General features: G+C 41.0%; 14 protein-coding genes and 1 pseudogene. 7 read left to right on the forward strand and 8 right to left on the reverse strand.

Going from position 1 to position 16,021, the window contains the following annotated elements:
- Positions 1 to 48 precede the first annotated feature (48 nt).
- The 3 genes from B3S92_RS06100 to B3S92_RS06110 all read left to right on the forward strand — a co-directional run bounded on the left by B3S92_RS06100 (position 49) and on the right by B3S92_RS06110 (position 3,031).
- Positions 49 to 933 (forward strand): glycosyltransferase, encoded by an 885-nt coding sequence (locus B3S92_RS06100; protein ID WP_296203858.1) that lies wholly within the window; start codon positions 49 to 51, stop codon positions 931 to 933.
- Positions 827 to 1,888 carry a capsular polysaccharide synthesis protein gene (locus tag B3S92_RS06105; RefSeq protein ID WP_296203862.1) on the forward strand — a complete coding sequence of 354 codons (1,062 nt, stop codon included), beginning with the start codon at positions 827 to 829 and terminating at the stop codon, positions 1,886 to 1,888. The genes B3S92_RS06100 and B3S92_RS06105 overlap by 107 nt, the downstream gene beginning before the upstream one ends.
- Before the next feature lie 72 nt (positions 1,889 to 1,960).
- Positions 1,961 to 3,031, forward strand: a complete 1,071-nt coding sequence (locus B3S92_RS06110; protein ID WP_296203864.1) for an NAD-dependent epimerase — start codon at positions 1,961 to 1,963, stop codon at positions 3,029 to 3,031.
- Positions 3,032 to 3,161: 130 nt separating this feature from the next.
- Here B3S92_RS06110 and galE read toward each other — a convergent pair whose 3' ends face one another.
- From galE to B3S92_RS06145, 7 genes and pseudogenes are all read right to left on the reverse strand, one after another.
- Positions 3,162 to 4,139 (reverse strand): UDP-glucose 4-epimerase GalE, encoded by a 978-nt coding sequence (gene galE, locus B3S92_RS06115; RefSeq protein WP_296203867.1) that lies wholly within the window; start codon positions 4,137 to 4,139, stop codon positions 3,162 to 3,164.
- Between the two features lie 152 nt (positions 4,140 to 4,291).
- Positions 4,292 to 5,221, reverse strand: coding sequence for a branched-chain amino acid transaminase (locus B3S92_RS06120; protein WP_296203870.1), 930 nt, complete (start codon positions 5,219 to 5,221; stop codon positions 4,292 to 4,294).
- Between the two features lie 130 nt (positions 5,222 to 5,351).
- The gene (gene glnE / locus B3S92_RS06125) at positions 5,352 to 8,213 is read right to left on the reverse strand and encodes a bifunctional [glutamate--ammonia ligase]-adenylyl-L-tyrosine phosphorylase/[glutamate--ammonia-ligase] adenylyltransferase (RefSeq protein ID WP_296203873.1); all 2,862 of its coding nucleotides are present in this window, start codon (positions 8,211 to 8,213) and stop codon (positions 5,352 to 5,354) included.
- 65 nt (positions 8,214 to 8,278) lie between these two features.
- Positions 8,279 to 9,390: pseudogene (locus tag B3S92_RS06130) on the reverse strand (RNA-guided endonuclease InsQ/TnpB family protein).
- A gap of 100 nt (positions 9,391 to 9,490) precedes the next feature.
- Positions 9,491 to 10,774: a transposase gene (locus B3S92_RS06135; RefSeq protein WP_296203875.1), complete on the reverse strand. Its 1,284-nt coding sequence runs from the start codon at positions 10,772 to 10,774 to the stop codon at positions 9,491 to 9,493.
- 209 nt (positions 10,775 to 10,983) lie between these two features.
- The gene (locus B3S92_RS06140) at positions 10,984 to 11,556 is read right to left on the reverse strand and encodes a phosphatase PAP2 family protein (RefSeq protein ID WP_414707003.1); all 573 of its coding nucleotides are present in this window, start codon (positions 11,554 to 11,556) and stop codon (positions 10,984 to 10,986) included.
- A 345-nt stretch (positions 11,557 to 11,901) separates the two neighbouring features.
- Complete coding sequence (locus B3S92_RS06145; protein ID WP_296203879.1) at positions 11,902 to 13,224, reverse strand: glycosyltransferase family 4 protein; 1,323 nt, start codon at positions 13,222 to 13,224, stop codon at positions 11,902 to 11,904.
- 260 nt (positions 13,225 to 13,484) lie between these two features.
- Here B3S92_RS06145 and tusD point away from each other — a divergent pair, with 260 nt between their 5' ends.
- From tusD to B3S92_RS06165, 4 genes are all read left to right on the forward strand, one after another.
- Positions 13,485 to 13,898 (forward strand): sulfurtransferase complex subunit TusD, encoded by a 414-nt coding sequence (tusD, locus tag B3S92_RS06150; RefSeq protein ID WP_296203882.1) that lies wholly within the window; start codon positions 13,485 to 13,487, stop codon positions 13,896 to 13,898.
- A gap of 94 nt (positions 13,899 to 13,992) precedes the next feature.
- Complete coding sequence (locus B3S92_RS06155) at positions 13,993 to 14,316, forward strand: hypothetical protein (protein ID WP_296203885.1); 324 nt, start codon at positions 13,993 to 13,995, stop codon at positions 14,314 to 14,316.
- A 64-nt stretch (positions 14,317 to 14,380) separates the two neighbouring features.
- A complete protein-coding gene (locus B3S92_RS06160; protein ID WP_296203887.1) occupies positions 14,381 to 14,728 on the forward strand; it encodes a hypothetical protein in 348 nt (115 codons plus the stop codon).
- 180 nt (positions 14,729 to 14,908) lie between these two features.
- The gene (locus B3S92_RS06165; protein ID WP_296204031.1) at positions 14,909 to 15,223 is read left to right on the forward strand and encodes a TusE/DsrC/DsvC family sulfur relay protein; all 315 of its coding nucleotides are present in this window, start codon (positions 14,909 to 14,911) and stop codon (positions 15,221 to 15,223) included.
- A gap of 32 nt (positions 15,224 to 15,255) precedes the next feature.
- On the opposite strand, the gene B3S92_RS06170 is transcribed toward B3S92_RS06165, so the two are convergent.
- A complete protein-coding gene (locus B3S92_RS06170) occupies positions 15,256 to 15,801 on the reverse strand; it encodes a tRNA (cytidine(34)-2'-O)-methyltransferase (protein WP_296203890.1) in 546 nt (181 codons plus the stop codon).
- Between the last annotated feature and the right edge of the window lie 220 nt (positions 15,802 to 16,021).

The following is a 16,021-nucleotide window of genomic DNA, read 5'->3' on the forward strand; positions in this document are numbered from 1 at the left end:
AAATTGAGGACACGCCCTAACTCTTTTTAAAAAAAAATTGAGCTTTATATGCCTCTAACTACTTCTGACTTATCTAATAACTCTAAACCCTCAGTTGCTATACTTTATATTGCAACCGGGCGCTACACAGTCTTTTGGGATTACTTTTATCAATCTGCGGAAAAGTATTTGCTTCCTGATTGTGATAAACACTATATCTTATTTACCGATAGTGACCTCTTAATCGACTCCCTTAAAACAAAAAGTGACCAAGTGACAGCATTCAAAAAAGAGGCTATGGAGTGGCCTTTTAGTACATTAATGCGTTTTAAATTCTTCTTAGATGCTGAGAATACAATCAAAAACCATGATTTTGTTTTTTTCTTTAATGCTAATACCGAATTCTTATCGATCATTACCAAACAGGATTTACTTCCGTTAACCCCTAAAGAAAATTTAACTCTATGCTTGCAACCGCATATGTTCCATAGCAGCAGAAATAAATACACTTATGATCGCAATCCAAAGTCATCTGCTTATATTGCTTTTAATGAAGGTGAATATTATTTCACAGGGGCTTTAAACGGTGGTACAACCGAAGCTTATTTGGAACTATGTCATACTTTATATAATAATACACAGTCTGACTTAAAGAATAACGTCATTGCTCTTTGGCATGATGAGAGTCATCTTAATAAATATGCTTTAGGGCGTAAAGACATCAAGATCCTACCTCCATATTTCACACGTGGCGAGCGTGAATATTGGAAAAAAACCTCTAAGCTTATGTTCTCCGATAAATCACATTATCGTTTTGGAGGACATGCCTACCTTAGAGGTGAAACCGATGAAAAAATCACTCAAGCTGAATGGAATAAAAACAATGCCAAACGTAGCAAAAAAATCAAATTTCGAGTCAAGCAGTATATCTCCTCACTTTTTTTCAGACAGTGAAGCCTATAAGCAACTGAAAAAAAAGAAGAAAAAGCCTTATCGTTATTTTTATAATTTAACAACTCTACATAGTAAGCGTAAAGCCTTTGAAAAAGAAGCGGATCTTGAACAACAGAATCAAGTAGCGAAATGCTGGGCAGAATTCATTAAACTGTACTATGGGGGGCATCTTCAAAAATTCTCTTTACAACCAAAAAAAGAATTTCAGGATGAAAAGATCATCTGGCAATATTGGGGTCAAGGGATTTCTGAAGGCCAACTACCCCAATCCGTGCAACTCTATTTTAAATCAGTAGATAAATATGCTGCTGACTATAAAGTAATTAGACTAGATGATAACAATATCCATGAATATCTAGACTTCCCTGATTTTGTTTGGCAGAAAAAAAACTATCCCGGATTTAGACCTGCTTTTTTTGCTGACTTACTACGGCTTGCTCTACTTGATGTCTACGGTGGTGTTTGGTTGGATGCAACTATTTACCTTACCGCTCCTTTACCCAACCTCTTGCAAGATAGTGGCTTCTTTATGTATCAACGTAGTGCTGATGCAGAAAACAAACAGCAGTGGCATAAGTTTAATAGTTATTACTTTAACTGGGAGAGCCGTCACAAGGTAAATCTATTGAACAGTATTATTTTTGCTCGTAAAAATGACCCCGTTATTCATACCTGTCTAGATCTAATATTAAATTTCTGGCAGACCCAAGAGTCTATACCGCATTACTTTTTCTTCCAGATTCTATTTGATACGTTAATAAATGGTGAGCTTGCTCAGTATCAATGCCCCATATTAGATGACACTAAACCACATTTATTAGTAGCAGCTTTACATACCCCCTATAGTGAAGCTGATTATCAAAAAATTATCTCTCAGGCCAGTATTCATAAAATGTCCTATGTCAAAGATATCAAGTCTGGATCGTATTATGAATATTTACTGCAAAACACTTAAACTTCGAGACTCAAGCGTAGCAGCTATTTATAAGTAGCTAAATCTAGAATATAAATTAGTGGAACGAAATAAATGAAAATACTAGTAACAGGTGCAGCAGGATTTATCGGCTTCCACGTGTGCCAAAAATTATTGGCCCGCGGTGATCAAATCATCGGCATTGATAACCTAAACGATTACTATGATGTATCGTTAAAGCTAGCTAGATTAAGTCAGCTAGGGGTTACTTTAGATGCTGAAGATATGGCGGCTGAGCACTCAAATCATTATGCATCATCTTCTGCTAATTTTAATTTTATTAAGCTTGATATCGCCGATCGTGCGGCAATGGAGAGTTTGTTTGCAGAACATCAATTTGATGCTGTGTGCCATTTGGCAGCACAAGCAGGCGTACGCTATTCTATTGAGAACCCGCATGTATACGTTGAAACCAACGTAGTTGGTTTTTTAAATATTTTAGAGGGCTGTCGCCAAAATAAGATAGATAATCTATGCTTTGCTTCAAGTTCTTCTGTATATGGTTTAAACCAATCACAGCCATTTAAGACCTCAGATCACACCGATCATCCCGTCTCTTTATATGCAGCCACAAAGAAATCAAATGAGATGATGGCGCACACTTATGCCCATCTGTTCGGTATTCGCTGTACCGGCTTACGCTTCTTCACCGTGTATGGCCCTTGGGGACGCCCTGATATGGCACCTATGCTATTCGCAGACGCTATTTCTAACAACCGCCCTATCAAAGTATTTAACCATGGTGATATGAGCCGTGACTTTACCTATGTTGGCGATATTGCTGAAGGTATTGTGGCTATTTTAGATATGCCCGCCGGTAGTAAAGATGTGGATGCGCCAACCTTTGATCCGCTACACCCTAGCCCAGAGACCTCTTCTGCACCATATCGCTTATATAATATCGGTAATAACTCACCAGTGAACTTGATGGACTTTATTCGTACGTTAGAGGCAGAGTTTGGAACAGAAGCACAGAAAATTATGATGGAGATGCAGCCAGGTGATGTGGCTTCTACTTATGCCGACTCTAGCTCACTAACCCAATTGACCGGTTTTAAGCCCAATACAGATTTAGCAGAGGGTATCAAGCACTTTTCTAACTGGTATCGTAGTTATTATAAATAAATAATGCATTAATCCACTCTATCTGTTGAATCATGCCATATAGTAAAAAGAGCCAGTCCTTAAAACTGGCTCTTTTTTTATAGTTATATAATATAACTTAGAGTTAAGGGGGTTCTGAACATTCTAAAAGCTAGGACTTTTGAAATATTCGGCAACTGTCTAATAAAGGAGTTTTGGCTTCCCAATTCAGCTCCTTTTTGGCGAAATCTGCTTTTGCCCAGAACTTAGCCAAGTCACCCTCACGTCTAGGCTTTATTCTCTTGTCAATCACGATATTATTGGCAGATTCAAAAGCACTGACCAATTCAAGTACAGTAGTACCCTTACCTGTGCCTAAGTTAAAAATATGAAAACCAACGTTTTCTAGATAGTCGATAGCAGCCAAATGCCCTTCTACCAAATCCATTACGTTAATATAATCCCGCTCACCGGTACCATCTCTTGTGTCATAGTCATCACCAAAAACTTGCAAATAAGGCAGTTCAGAATTAGCTACCTTAATTAGATACGGCATTAAGTTATTTGGAATATCTTTGGGATTCTCACCAATTAAGCCTGAAGGATGAGCTCCTATTGGATTAAAATAACGCAGTGTTATTGCCGTGAAAGCGCTATCTGCAGTGCAAATATCACGTAGCACGTGCTCCACATGCAGCTTAGTGTAGCCATAGGGATTAATTGGATTGGTAGGATGCTGCTCATCATAGGGTAGATATCTCGGTTCCCCATAGACTGTGGCAGAGGATGAGAAAATAATTTTGTTTACCTTATTGTTCTGCATAGCTTTTAGCAAGGTTAAGCTACCATATACATTATTATCATAATACGATAAGGGCTTAGCAACTGATTCAGCGACCGCTTTTAGTCCTGCAAAGTGAATCACTACTTCAATAGCATATCTTGTGAAAATATCCTCAAGTAAACTTTCGTCTCTGATATCGCCTTCAATAAAATACAGTCTTTTCTGAGTAATACTCTCAACTTTATCTTTTACATTGGCATGGCTATTTGAAAGGTTATCAAGTACCAAAACCTCATAGCCTGCCTGCAAAGCAGCCACGGTAAAATGACTGCCTATATAACCAAGACCACCGGTAACTAATAGCATACTACGCTTACTCTTATTTTATTTCCAAATTTATCTATACACTTATACTTATTATACCTTACATGTCAGAAAACCTACCTAGGTGAATACCAAAAAAAAGCCGAACACTAAGTGCTCGGCTATGTTTATAAAAAAGTTGCTTAACTAATTAACTAATCCACAAAGCTCAACCAATGCATGTACTTCTCGTTACGACCATGCACTACATCGAAATATAAGCTCTGCAACTTCTCAGTCAATTCACCACGTCCGCCATTACCGATAGTGCGGTCATCATATTCACGGATTGGGGTAACTTCAGCGGCAGTACCCGTCATGAATACTTCATCAGCCAAGTAGAACTCATCACGCGTAATGCGGCGCTCAACCACTTTAACACCCAAATCTTCGGCGAACTGGATAATGGTTCGACGGGTGATACCATCAAGAGCACCACCACCTAAATCAGGGGTATGTAGCTCTCCATTTTTAACCAAAAATAAGTTCTCACCTGAGCCCTGACATACATAACCTTGAGGGTCCATTAAGATAGCTTCATCGTAGCCACTGCGTGTCACTTCTTGGTTGGCCATAATTGAAACGGGGTAATTACTGGCCGCTTTTGCTTTACACATCGTCACGTTGGTCATGTGGTGCGTGTATGACGAGGTTTTAACACGAATACCTTTTTGGATACCCTCTTCACCCAAATATGCACCCCACTTCCAAGCCGCAACCATGGCATTAATGCTATTACCACGAGAAGACAAACCTAGCTTTTCAGCGCCTACCCAAATAAGTGGGCGCAGATAAGCGGAATCAAAGCCATTTTGTTTTACCACTTCTTTTTGGGCTTGATCTAAGGTGGCTTTATCATAGGGAACATCTAGCTGGAAAATCTTAGCTGAGCCCAATAAACGCTCAGTATGATCATCCAATCTGAAAATAGCAGTTCTACCGTCTTCTATCTGATAGGCTCGAACACCTTCAAAGACTGCCATGCCATAATGCAAACTGTGAGTTAATACATGCACTTTAGCATCGGGCTGATCAATCATCTCGCCATTAAACCAAAGTTTGCCTTCTGTCGTTGCCATGCTCATGATACTTATCCCCTTTAAGCCAGTGATAACCAAAATAGATAGACCATTTTAGTATAGCACTGCCCCTTAAATTGACCATCATTTTTTAGTTTTATCAGGCATTTGATTTGGTTATATACGCTTATTATGACTATACCACTATCTCATTCCACTTCGATATCACATATTCTCGGGTCTGATCCCAGTGCGAAGATTCCACCACGATAGGCTCATTGGCCAAGGCGATTTGGTGCATAGCGGCCCTTAGCAATAGATAGGCTTTGGTAAGCCCTTCACAGGTTTCTGCCTCCCACACCCCAGCCTCAGCTAAGCTTTCAAAGATTCTAACGTTGTCACTCCATTTTGTCAGTTCAGGATGGTCGTGAGCATGGGCCAAAACGGCATACTGTGCCATAAACTCAATGTCGACAATCCCGCCTGCATCTTGCTTAAGATGAAATTTACCTTCTTGCTGTGCTTGCTGATTACTGCCTAAATGATCTTTCATTTTTGAGCGCATCTCAATGACATTTTGCTTTAAATCTTCAATGTCTCTTTTGCGCGATAGCACTTGCTGTCGGGTATGGTTAAAGGCACTCATAACTCTTTTATCACCACAGATAGGACGAGCACGCACTAAAGCTTGATGTTCCCACACCCAAGCTTTTTCTAACTGATATCGCTCAAAGGATCGGCTAGAAACCACCATCATACCCGCATTGCCCGAAGGTCGCAGCCGCATATCAATCTCGTAGGCACGGCCATCACGGGTCTGGGTGTTTAGATAAGTCATCAGCTTTTGGGCCAAACGAGCGGTAAATTTCATACCACTAACCGGCTTAGCCCCTGTAGTCATCGCCTGCTCATTAATCTGATGAATAAATACCAAATCCAGATCGGAGGTATAGGACATCTCTATACCCCCAAGCTTGCCATACCCAATAATAGCAAAGCCATTATGGGCCTCATTCACTGACTCACCTTGCTGATTAATCGGATAGCCATGACGCTTAACCAGCTCTGAAAACGCGCGCTCCAAAGTAAATTCAAGCACTACCTCAGCAATATCCGTCAACGAATCTGACACTTTCATAATAGGCCGCTCAGCTAAGACATCGCTAGCAGCAACCGCTAATACTTGAGTGTTCTTAAACAGTCGAAGGACGTTAAGCAGCATCTCTTCATCATCTGGCTCTACCCGCAATAAGCTCTGGCGTAGAATATCAGCAAGCTCTTCTTTATCCGGCAAGTGGCGATAACGCTGCTGTAAAAATGAATCTAGTAATACCGGATAGCGGGTTAACTCGCCTGCAATCCAAGGACTGGCAGACAACATGGGGATCAGGTTGACAGTAGCATTGGGGTTTTCGGCGAGCATAACCAAATAGATAGATCGGCGACAAATGGCCTCGATTAAATCCAACAATCTTGGGAATGCCACATTGGCCAAATCTTGCTTCTTTTCGTGTTCTAGTAGCGCATGAACCAGCACCGGATAAGCATCATCTAGGCGACCTCTAGCTTCCTCTGAGAGATTGGCCACCATTTTGCTGCTCCAAAACTGCTCAAGCTTGGATTTATTTTCTTCATTTAAAACGCTATCTAGATTCTCCACTTCCGTATCACTGGTGACAGTGACATCTTTTGGAATCTGACGCTCAGTGACCATTCGATCAAAAGGTACATTGACGTTTTGGCGGTGCTCATCTAGACGCTGTAAAAACGCTGGCCAATCTTCAAATCCTAAGGTCACTGCCAAATTATTCTGATATTCAGCACTGTTCGGCAGGCGCTGGGTCTGTTGATCATGTATCGCTTGAATGCCATGCTCAACTCGACGCAAGAAACGATAAGCCTCTTCTAATTGCTCGTAAGTTTTATCATCAATAAAATCAAACTCGTTAAGCGCCTGCATCGCTTTTAAGCAAGACTTAACCTCCAGCTGCGGATGACGACCACCATAAATAAGCTGAAAGGCTTGCACCACAAACTCAATATCTCGAATGCCTCCAGCCCCCAGTTTGATATTGTCCAAGTCCTCACGCTGTGCTACTTGATTTTGAATCAACGACTTCATTTCACGTAAGGCGGCAAAGGCGCTATAGTCTACGTAATATCTAAAGACAAAAGGTCGCACAATGTCTTCAAGATCATCTGCGAAGTCCTGATCTACCTCATTAATGATACGTGCCTTTAACCAGGCAAATCTTTCCCAAGCACGTCCATGAGCAGAAAAGTACTTTTCTAATGCCGACTGATGAATGGCCAAGTCACTGCCCTCACCCCAAGGCCTTAGGCGCATGTCGACTCGAAACACAAAACCTTCTGCGGTACAGGTATCTAAAATCTTGATGATACTTTGACCCAAACGAATCATAAAACGCTTGTTATCAATGCACTTAGTACCCTTTGATTTGTCTCCATCAGTCTCACCCCGAGCACGGTGCACGAAGATCAGATCAATATCACTGGATAAGTTCAGCTCCTGCGCTCCAAGCTTACCCATAGCAAATATTGCCATATCATCATACTGAAGCTGCCCTTTCTCATCGATATATGTTGGTCTGCCGTAGCGTGCCACCAATTGCTCCCAAGCATACTCTTTAACGAAAATAAGACATTTATCGGCAAAACTAGACAGCTCACCAGTCAGCTGCTCAAGTGGGATAACCCCCAAAGCATCTTGCCAAATCCAGCGTAGCATAAGCAGTTCGCGTAGCCGGCGTAGCCCTTTCATCACGCCCGCTTCATCCGCCCGTTCAAGCTCCCCCTCTAGACCATCGTCTAAAGTATAGTCATCAATCAAATCACAGATCTGTTGGCGAGTTAATACCTCCCCTAAGGGATAACTGGTTAAGAAGTTTTGACAAATGGTAGGTTTGCTTTCCCAGATTTGATAGGCAAAAGGGCTGGCTAGTTTCAGCTTCTGTATGTGCTCTGCCGTTATCTGATTGGCTGTCAGAGAAGAATGACCTTGAGTCAACGGATTATTAAAGCTATGTTCAGAGGGCATGATAGGGCACGGATCCTTGAAAGTACTAGTGAGCTATAAGCCTACCACTTGACCTCCTCCCCTCGCTAAACCGAGGGGATTCCTACAGCTAGACGGTCAAGCCCGACCGCGAGGATGTTCTTAGCAGCATTGGTATCTCTATCATGCCATGTGCCACACTCAGCACAAGTCCATCCTCTTATTCGCAAACCTGCTCTACCTTTCGGGCTACTGTCACTTATTTCAAGGCAGTACGAGCAGGTCTGGGTAGTGTAACTCTCATTTACGATCTCAAGCTGACAACCTGCATGCTTGCATTTGTATTCCAGTTGTCGTTTAAGCTCAAACCATCCTGCATCGTATGTTGATTTAGCTAGATTGGTTTTTCTAGTTGTAAATGAGCGAGATTTAACATCACCAACCACAATTAAGCTGTTATCTTTAACAAGCTTGGTGGTGAATTTATGAATTAGGTCTAATCTTGTATTTTTAATTTTGGCGTGGATTGCTTTGACACGCTTTTTATTCTTAGCACGCTGGGCTACTGCTAATTTATTCGCCCACTTTTGCGTTTGCTTAATAGTAAGTTTATCACCCATTGAGGTAGTAGCAGACTCTTTTAAACCTAAGTCAATACCAACGCTGCCCATACCGCTTGCTTGCTTAGGAAAGTCTTTAACGGTGATACAGGCATACCAACGATTACGACTGTCTTGTACTATCCTATCTCTAAGGTATTTATTTGATATAAGCTTAGGTTGTAGCTATCGAATACATCTATGATAAGCTTTTGACCTTTAGATAGCGATAGCTGTATGGTTGATTTAAGTGCTTTTTTGCCTGTTTGTCTTGTACTTAGGTATTTGATAGCAGACTTTTTAAAAGGTATCCAGCCCAGTGATTTACGCTTGGCATCAGGTCTATTAGTACGCCAGTTAAGCTTGGCTTTTTTAAATTGTTTTCGGGCCTTGGCGTGAGTCTCATTGATAGCTTGTAAGGTCTGACTGTGTAATCCTAAATACTCACCGCTACCTTTGGTGTACTCACTTAAATCATAAGCACTAAAAAACTTACCGGTACGTTTTAGGTGCTCAAAACTTAACGCATTGACATAGTTCCACACGAAGTTTACCGAACCGCTTAGCTGATTCAGCTCTTTTATGTGCTTGTCTTTAATGCGTAGCTTGAGGGTTTTCATATGCTTAGTATGGCAAGATTAATTTTAATTTACAACCCTTTAACGGCTTCTTACGACAGTGTGTGTCGCCTTATATCCACCCACTTCAGGGCATAGGTATCTACACAAATTTACTAGCGGCATCAGCGAATTCACGCAGTTTGTCAGGGGGATAATGATTTACCAGTTCGGTAAAATTAAGCCACTGGAACAATCCTGCCATCACAGCAGGTGCGGTTATTGGTTTGCTCCGTTTCATTTGTCGACCTGAGAGGCGCACTAAAAACAAAGCAAACTCTTGTGACTGTTTATCAGATACTTGCATAATACGCCACACGAGAGTACAAGCCTGAGAGGCAATTAACAACCGCTTAAAATAAGCGTCTCCACTTTGCTGTAACCAGGACTCTAGCTGAAGTCCTGCACTTTTAAGCAATTTAAAATAAGATTCTATTTGCCAACGCCAATAATACCACTGACTAATATCTGCACCCTTGACGGACGTCTCTTGCAAGTTACTTAATAAATACCAAGTCGCTAGCCGTTTATCTTGATCATCATAGATACGACTGACGGTTAATAGTAAAGATAAGGGCTTACCTTTAATCGGTGCTATTCGCTTACCTGTTGCAGGGTCAATAGCTTGGGGTTTAGCGCTGCGAGTTAATACCACTTTCGCCGTGGCGATATATTGTTTAGCAGCTTTGCCTTTGTAATTGACTTGTCGTTGATAGCTAAAATTAAGTTGCCCAGCTATCTGGCTACAGCGCTGGGACTTACCCTCATAACTTAAGTAGGCGCCTGCTTTGACTCGAGTAATAAACTTGTAATCATGCGCATCCCATTGGCGCATGTGATAGGCTGAGTCAGCTTCTCTATCGATAATATGAATTAAAGGTTTATCAAATCCTTGCTGCTCTAAATATTCAATGCGTGTGGTTAATTCATTAAGATGGGTTTGTTTGGCAGGAGTGTCCTGATAACTACTATGAACGCCATTGGCGGTTACAAGATTCTGAGCAGGCGTTGCTATAGGACTGCCATTGATATCACTAACTAAAACGCTTGATTGCAATTCATAACCAACATCTAAGTTATGTGTCATCGCATAGGTGTCTTGTTTGTTGTGATGCGTAAGTGACAGACGCGACCAGTCGTGCATTACTAGCCCATAGCATGTGCAGTCCTCTCGACATCCTTGTAAGCTGTTTTCAAGTAACGGCTTACTAAGCTCTTGATAGCTGATGTTGTCATTATGCACAAATCGCCATAACGCTTGGGTCTGAGCAAAACTGCTTTTAGTATCCATAGTTGCTTTCATACCAGCATGTAGATAACCGTTTGGGTGAGTGTGATTGCGTACGAGTTGCTGATAACGTTTAATAAGTCTCGTATCTAGCTCCATTTTATCTATGCCATACTGGAAGATTCTATCATTCTTTTTTGCTCTTTTTAAGTTGTGTAGATACCTATGCCCTGAAGTGGGTGGTTTTACGGTGACTGATGATAAAAAGTGGTTAGAAGATGACTGTTCATCTTAAATTTATATATGCTGATGGCAAAAAAAGTGATATCTAACTTATCGTATTTCATCATAATATATAAGGTTATCTGTTATAGGACAGGCCAGCTACCTTGCACTAGCTGATGGATATTAGGGGCCCATAACGATAATCCATAACCGATGGCCGCGCCAATCAAGACATCGGTAGGATAATGCAGCCCCAATACCATACGTGACAAAGCAACTAACAGTGTAAAAGGAAGCATAATGGGCATTAGCTCAGGAAAATAGCCGCCTAAGGTTGCGGTAAATAACACCGCTTGTAAGGTATGACCCGAAGGAAAACTAAAAACATCCAGTGGACGCTCCCCTAGCACAATCACTTGATGCACTTGATAAGGTCTGGGACGTACCGTTTTCACTTTCAATATTTTATAGATAACCAATCCTAAACAGCTGACCAAAATGACCGTTATTACAGGCACTACGGCCTCCCAGCCTTTAACTATAAAAGCTCCTAGCATCATGGCATACCAAAACCAGCCGTCTCCTAATCTACTGATTACCTTAAAAAAAGTTGCAGTAACATAATTGGTGGAATAACGATTAATATGGATACAAAGACTGGTGTCCCAAGAAACAAATTGATTCACATAGACCGCTAAAACTCGGTTGCGTGACATGAAGGTAAATATAGGGCTAGGCACAACTTCAGGTTTCGACTGAATGACCCGCAGTTGCCTCGAAGTATCTGTTTTCAAGACTTATCCCCTTATCTAGTAGCTTAATTGGATCAGGCATGATGCTATACCTGATTATGCTAGTAATACTGTATACCAACCTCATTTGCTTCAGCCTGTGACCGTTATTATAACAACCGCAGGCAGTATAACTTATTGATATTATTTACTTTACACTTACTATGACCCTCGGGTTTGCCTTTATACTATGCTCAATACTGTGATTACTTATACTTTTTTTCCTCTCTTATGCTTCTATTATTAATCCCTCAAATTAAATTAACGGGACTACTCACTGTGATGGATTGCATCGTAGAACATATTTAACATTTGATCTGCAGGACGTTGCCATGAAAATCCAGCCACACTTTTAGTAGCTTCTACTCCTTGCTCTTTTAGCACCTGCATTTTAGGTAGGCTCGCGACTTTCTCCATAAATTCTTTTTTATTTCCAAGATTAACTAACACTCCGTTTTTTTCCGTTACTAAGATGCTAGCCGCTGCATCATCAAACGCATATACCGGCAAACCGCTAGCCATAGCCTCGATCACCACATTGCCAAAGGTTTCTACCTGACTGGCGAACACGAAAACATCGGCACTGGCATAGTGCTCTGATAAGGCCTCCCCTGTTTTTGCTCCAGCAAAAATAATGTCCTCTTTGGTGTTCGCTGCCAGTGATTCTAGGCGTGCTCTATCTGGCCCATCTCCTACTATGACTAACTTAACCACTCGGTGTAATTGCTCTCGCTGTAACAACTTAAAGCTTTCAATAACCAAGTCCACTCCCTTTTCAGGAGACAAACGGCTAACCATAAGCAACACTGTGTGCTGACTATGCGCTCCCCACTCAGCCCTTAATTTCTCGCTACGGTGTGTAGCATTAAAGCGCTCTAAGTCCACTCCTCGCCCGACTTCATACAGACGTTTGAAGCCCAATGATTTTAGATCATTGAAGGTTTTTTGACTGGGTACACAAGTGGCCTGAGACGCATTATGAAACCATTTAAAATAGGCCATCATAGGTCGGGCTAAGACACCCAACCCAAAGTGACGACTAAAGTCATGAAACTGAGTGTGATAGCCGGTAGTGACTGTAATGTTTAATGCCTTTGCCGCCCACAATGCTGCGAACCCTAAAGGCCCTTCTGTGGCGATGTGCACCACATCAGGCTGCAACTGTTGAAATTTATTTTTTATCTTAAAATAGTCCGGCGCTCCAAACTGTAACTCTTTATACTTAGGTATCGACATCCCTTTTACATGAAGGTCATGCTTAATATGCTGCATCACCTTCAAGTAAGATCCTGAGTCATTAGGCTGTGCAGAATTTGTGGGCTTGATAGGCGTTTGGGTTTCGGTAATAGAGCCAGCTGAATTATGTCTAGGTTTAGGTCGCAACAAGTTTATTTGGTGTCCTTTTAGATTTAGCTGGTACATCAGCTGCCCCAGACTCATCGCCACGCCATTAACTTCAGGCAGCCAAGTTTCAGTCACCAATAAAATGTGAAGCAACCTTGCCTTCTTGGCGGGCACACTTCTGTATTGTATACCTCCAATGGCTCCTACATTTGGCCTACTCTCGCCATCACTGAAACTTTGCTTTAGCATGATATCTCCTGCCAACTTTTTGTACCTATTTGTACCTACCGATTTTATAGCTACCAATTTAGATTACTTGTTAACTTACCTTAAACCCTAAAGCAAAGATTTGACATTTTTATGGCGTTTTAATCACATTTTTGTGACAGCCGCCTTTAAGTCACACTTCTCATTCTCTTCTTGTAAAATACGGTGTGGCCCTAATGGTGTATAATTAGTCTTATTAATTGCTCACAAAGCCTATAATATTCATTCAAATTGATATCCTTATGACAACTGCAAATACTCTATTATTGATTCACGTTGACCCAAGCCAAAGTATTGCTTGGCATGCTTACCGTTATGCCAAAGCGTTCCTGGAAAATTGCTCAAGCAGTGATGAGTCGTCTCGTTCTAAACTCAATATCTTCTTTTATGGAGAGGCAGCTAATACGGGTAATGCTTTACGTTGGCAAACCGCAGACCGAGCAAACCTCACTCAATTGTGGAGTCAGCTAAGCCAAGAGCATCAATTAAGATTGCCTGTTTGCGTTAGTACTGCGTTGACGCGTGGCATAACCGATGAGGACAATGCTAAGCGGCATAAGTTAGAGGGAAATAATTTGGCAACAGGTTTTGAATTAGTAGGTCTAGGCGAGCTTGCCGAACAGTTATCATTGGCACAGAAAGTAGTTACTTTTTAAAATATTTATTTTGATAATAAAAACAACACTAATATTTAGACCTTAGTGTTTAAAACTTAAGCCCTGATATTTAAAAAATAAAAAAGGATATGCTGTGTCTATACTCATTCGTTTAACCACAGGAACAGAACTTGCTACTTATGAGGGCTGCGCTTTGGCCTTGACCTTAGCAAGCTTTGGTCAACAAGTTCAGCTGATGCTTGGCAGCTCTGTATTTGGTATCTTAATGCAGCCAGAGAGTCGATTGCATGGCATGATTAAATCTTTAGATTTGTACGACATCCCGCCCGCTTGGCTTCCAGATGATGTCTTTAGCAGTTGGATATTTGGCATGGTGCCTGAAGAGGTATCTTCGCAAATGGATTTCATACCCGAAGACTTTGATTCTAATCAATTCGATCAAGTGTTCTCTTTTTAAGCCATTGTTTTATAAGCCCTAATATCTCTATAAGAACCAATACCCAATAAGAAAGAGCTAAGCTATGTCTACTTTATTTCAACTACATGCTCCGATGAATACCCTAAAAGCCATGGTCCGAGAGATGGCACCCCTTTGGCATTCTGGAGACAGTATCTTACTATTGGCAGAGACCGTGGCTGCTCTACCCTGGCTAAAAACATATATTGATGACATCAATTATGATGATGATCTATTATCGCAAATTACTGATATTGCTGCCATTTATGTTTTGAGCGATGATCTTGCTCAGCTAAACGAGCAAGCTAAAGAAAACTTAAATTTGAGCAAAGTAAGTGTTATTAATGATAAGGAATGGGTACAGCTTACTCAGAGTGTAGACAGAGTTGTCACCTTAAATTCTACAACTTAAATTCTACAACTCAAATGATAGTAAGCCGAGCCTTAATTCCTTCTTATAATTTTGTATCGATACGAGTCACCCATGAGCCCATCTTCTACTTTTGATAGCAGCAACACCTCCAATGGCAACCACCCATCAAATACTGAGCTTAATAAAAATTTAGCCACAAAAAGTTTGGAGAGCCAAGATTTGACATTAGAGTTGGATGAAGAAGGTCATTTACTCGATCATAACCTATGGACGCCTGAAGTGGCTCAGCAGTTGGCCGACACATTGGCCGTTACATTAACTGACGATCACTATCGTATTTTGCAGCAAGTACGTGCGTTTCATACTGAATTTAATCATCCGCCCTCTACCCGCCCATTGATTAAATATTTGATGAAAACATTACCCGAGATGCAAATTAGCAATCAATTACTACAACAGATGTTTAACACCGGTTTGGTTGCCCGCCATGTTAATCGCATCGCAGGCTTACCAAAACCGCCAAACTGTTTGTAAATCTTTTATAGTAATTTATTTAACAATTACCTTTATTTAGGGTCATAAGGCGTTAATTCAGTATAACCGGTGCTGCGACCTTCATCACCAAAAAAGCCTTGCTGACGCCAAACCTCATACAAACAAATGCTGATACTATTGGCCAAATTCAAACTACGTGAATCAGGCAGCATAGGTAGCCTTAACCAGTTTTCAGGGCCAATATCTTCTCGGATGTCATCAGCCAGTCCTGCCGTTTCTGAACCAAAAATCAAAGCAATGTCTTGCTGAGAACCATCTGACTGGCTTGAACTAAAGTCATAATCATAAAAAGGATGGCTTAGCTTGGTGGTTAGGGCGACCATACGCTCACAACCCGCTTCTTTTAGTGCCTCTTTTGCCGCTTGCCAGTTTTTATGCACCTTCATCTTAGCGTACTCATGATAATCGAGACCCGCTCGGCGTAACTTCTTGTCTTCTAGGTCAAAACCTAAAGGTTCAACCAAATGCAATTGTGCCCCTGTATTTGCACATAAGCGAATGGCACTGCCTGTATTATTTGGAATTCTAGGATGCACAAGTACAATGTGAATCGTCATAAGATTTTGCCCTTAATCAAACTTTCTTAAATATCAATGAGTTTAGATTTCAAATTTACAATTCTATGACAGTTTTAGTTAAATTACACACATTAATATGTTGTCGCCTCCCTTCAAATTGATATACTATGTAATTAAGGATGACGCTTATGTTTCTAAGACTTAGTAATTGAACTTAAGTATTTAACCCTAAGTTTTTTAAGAAGTTTTAAATTACTTT

This window comes from Psychrobacter sp. UBA3962 (genome assembly GCF_002385225.1).
Classification (GTDB): domain Bacteria; phylum Pseudomonadota; class Gammaproteobacteria; order Pseudomonadales; family Moraxellaceae; genus Psychrobacter.

Coding starts and splice junctions, on each gene's coding strand:
- B3S92_RS06100 (WP_296203858.1), top strand. CDS start 49: ATGCCTCTAACTACTTCTGACTTATCTAATAACTCTAAACCCTCAGTT.
- B3S92_RS06105 (WP_296203862.1), top strand. CDS start 827: ATGAAAAAATCACTCAAGCTGAATGGAATAAAAACAATGCCAAACGTA.
- B3S92_RS06110 (WP_296203864.1), top strand. CDS start 1,961: ATGAAAATACTAGTAACAGGTGCAGCAGGATTTATCGGCTTCCACGTG.
- galE (WP_296203867.1), bottom strand. CDS start 4,139: ATGCTATTAGTTACCGGTGGTCTTGGTTATATAGGCAGTCATTTTACC.
- B3S92_RS06120 (WP_296203870.1), bottom strand. CDS start 5,221: ATGAGCATGGCAACGACAGAAGGCAAACTTTGGTTTAATGGCGAGATG.
- glnE (WP_296203873.1), bottom strand. CDS start 8,213: ATGCCCTCTGAACATAGCTTTAATAATCCGTTGACTCAAGGTCATTCT.
- B3S92_RS06135 (WP_296203875.1), bottom strand. CDS start 10,774: ATGGAGCTAGATACGAGACTTATTAAACGTTATCAGCAACTCGTACGC.
- B3S92_RS06140 (WP_414707003.1), bottom strand. CDS start 11,556: ATGTCACGCAACCGAGTTTTAGCGGTCTATGTGAATCAATTTGTTTCT.
- B3S92_RS06145 (WP_296203879.1), bottom strand. CDS start 13,224: ATGCTAAAGCAAAGTTTCAGTGATGGCGAGAGTAGGCCAAATGTAGGA.
- tusD (WP_296203882.1), top strand. CDS start 13,485: ATGACAACTGCAAATACTCTATTATTGATTCACGTTGACCCAAGCCAA.
- B3S92_RS06160 (WP_296203887.1), top strand. CDS start 14,381: ATGTCTACTTTATTTCAACTACATGCTCCGATGAATACCCTAAAAGCC.
- B3S92_RS06170 (WP_296203890.1), bottom strand. CDS start 15,801: ATGACGATTCACATTGTACTTGTGCATCCTAGAATTCCAAATAATACA.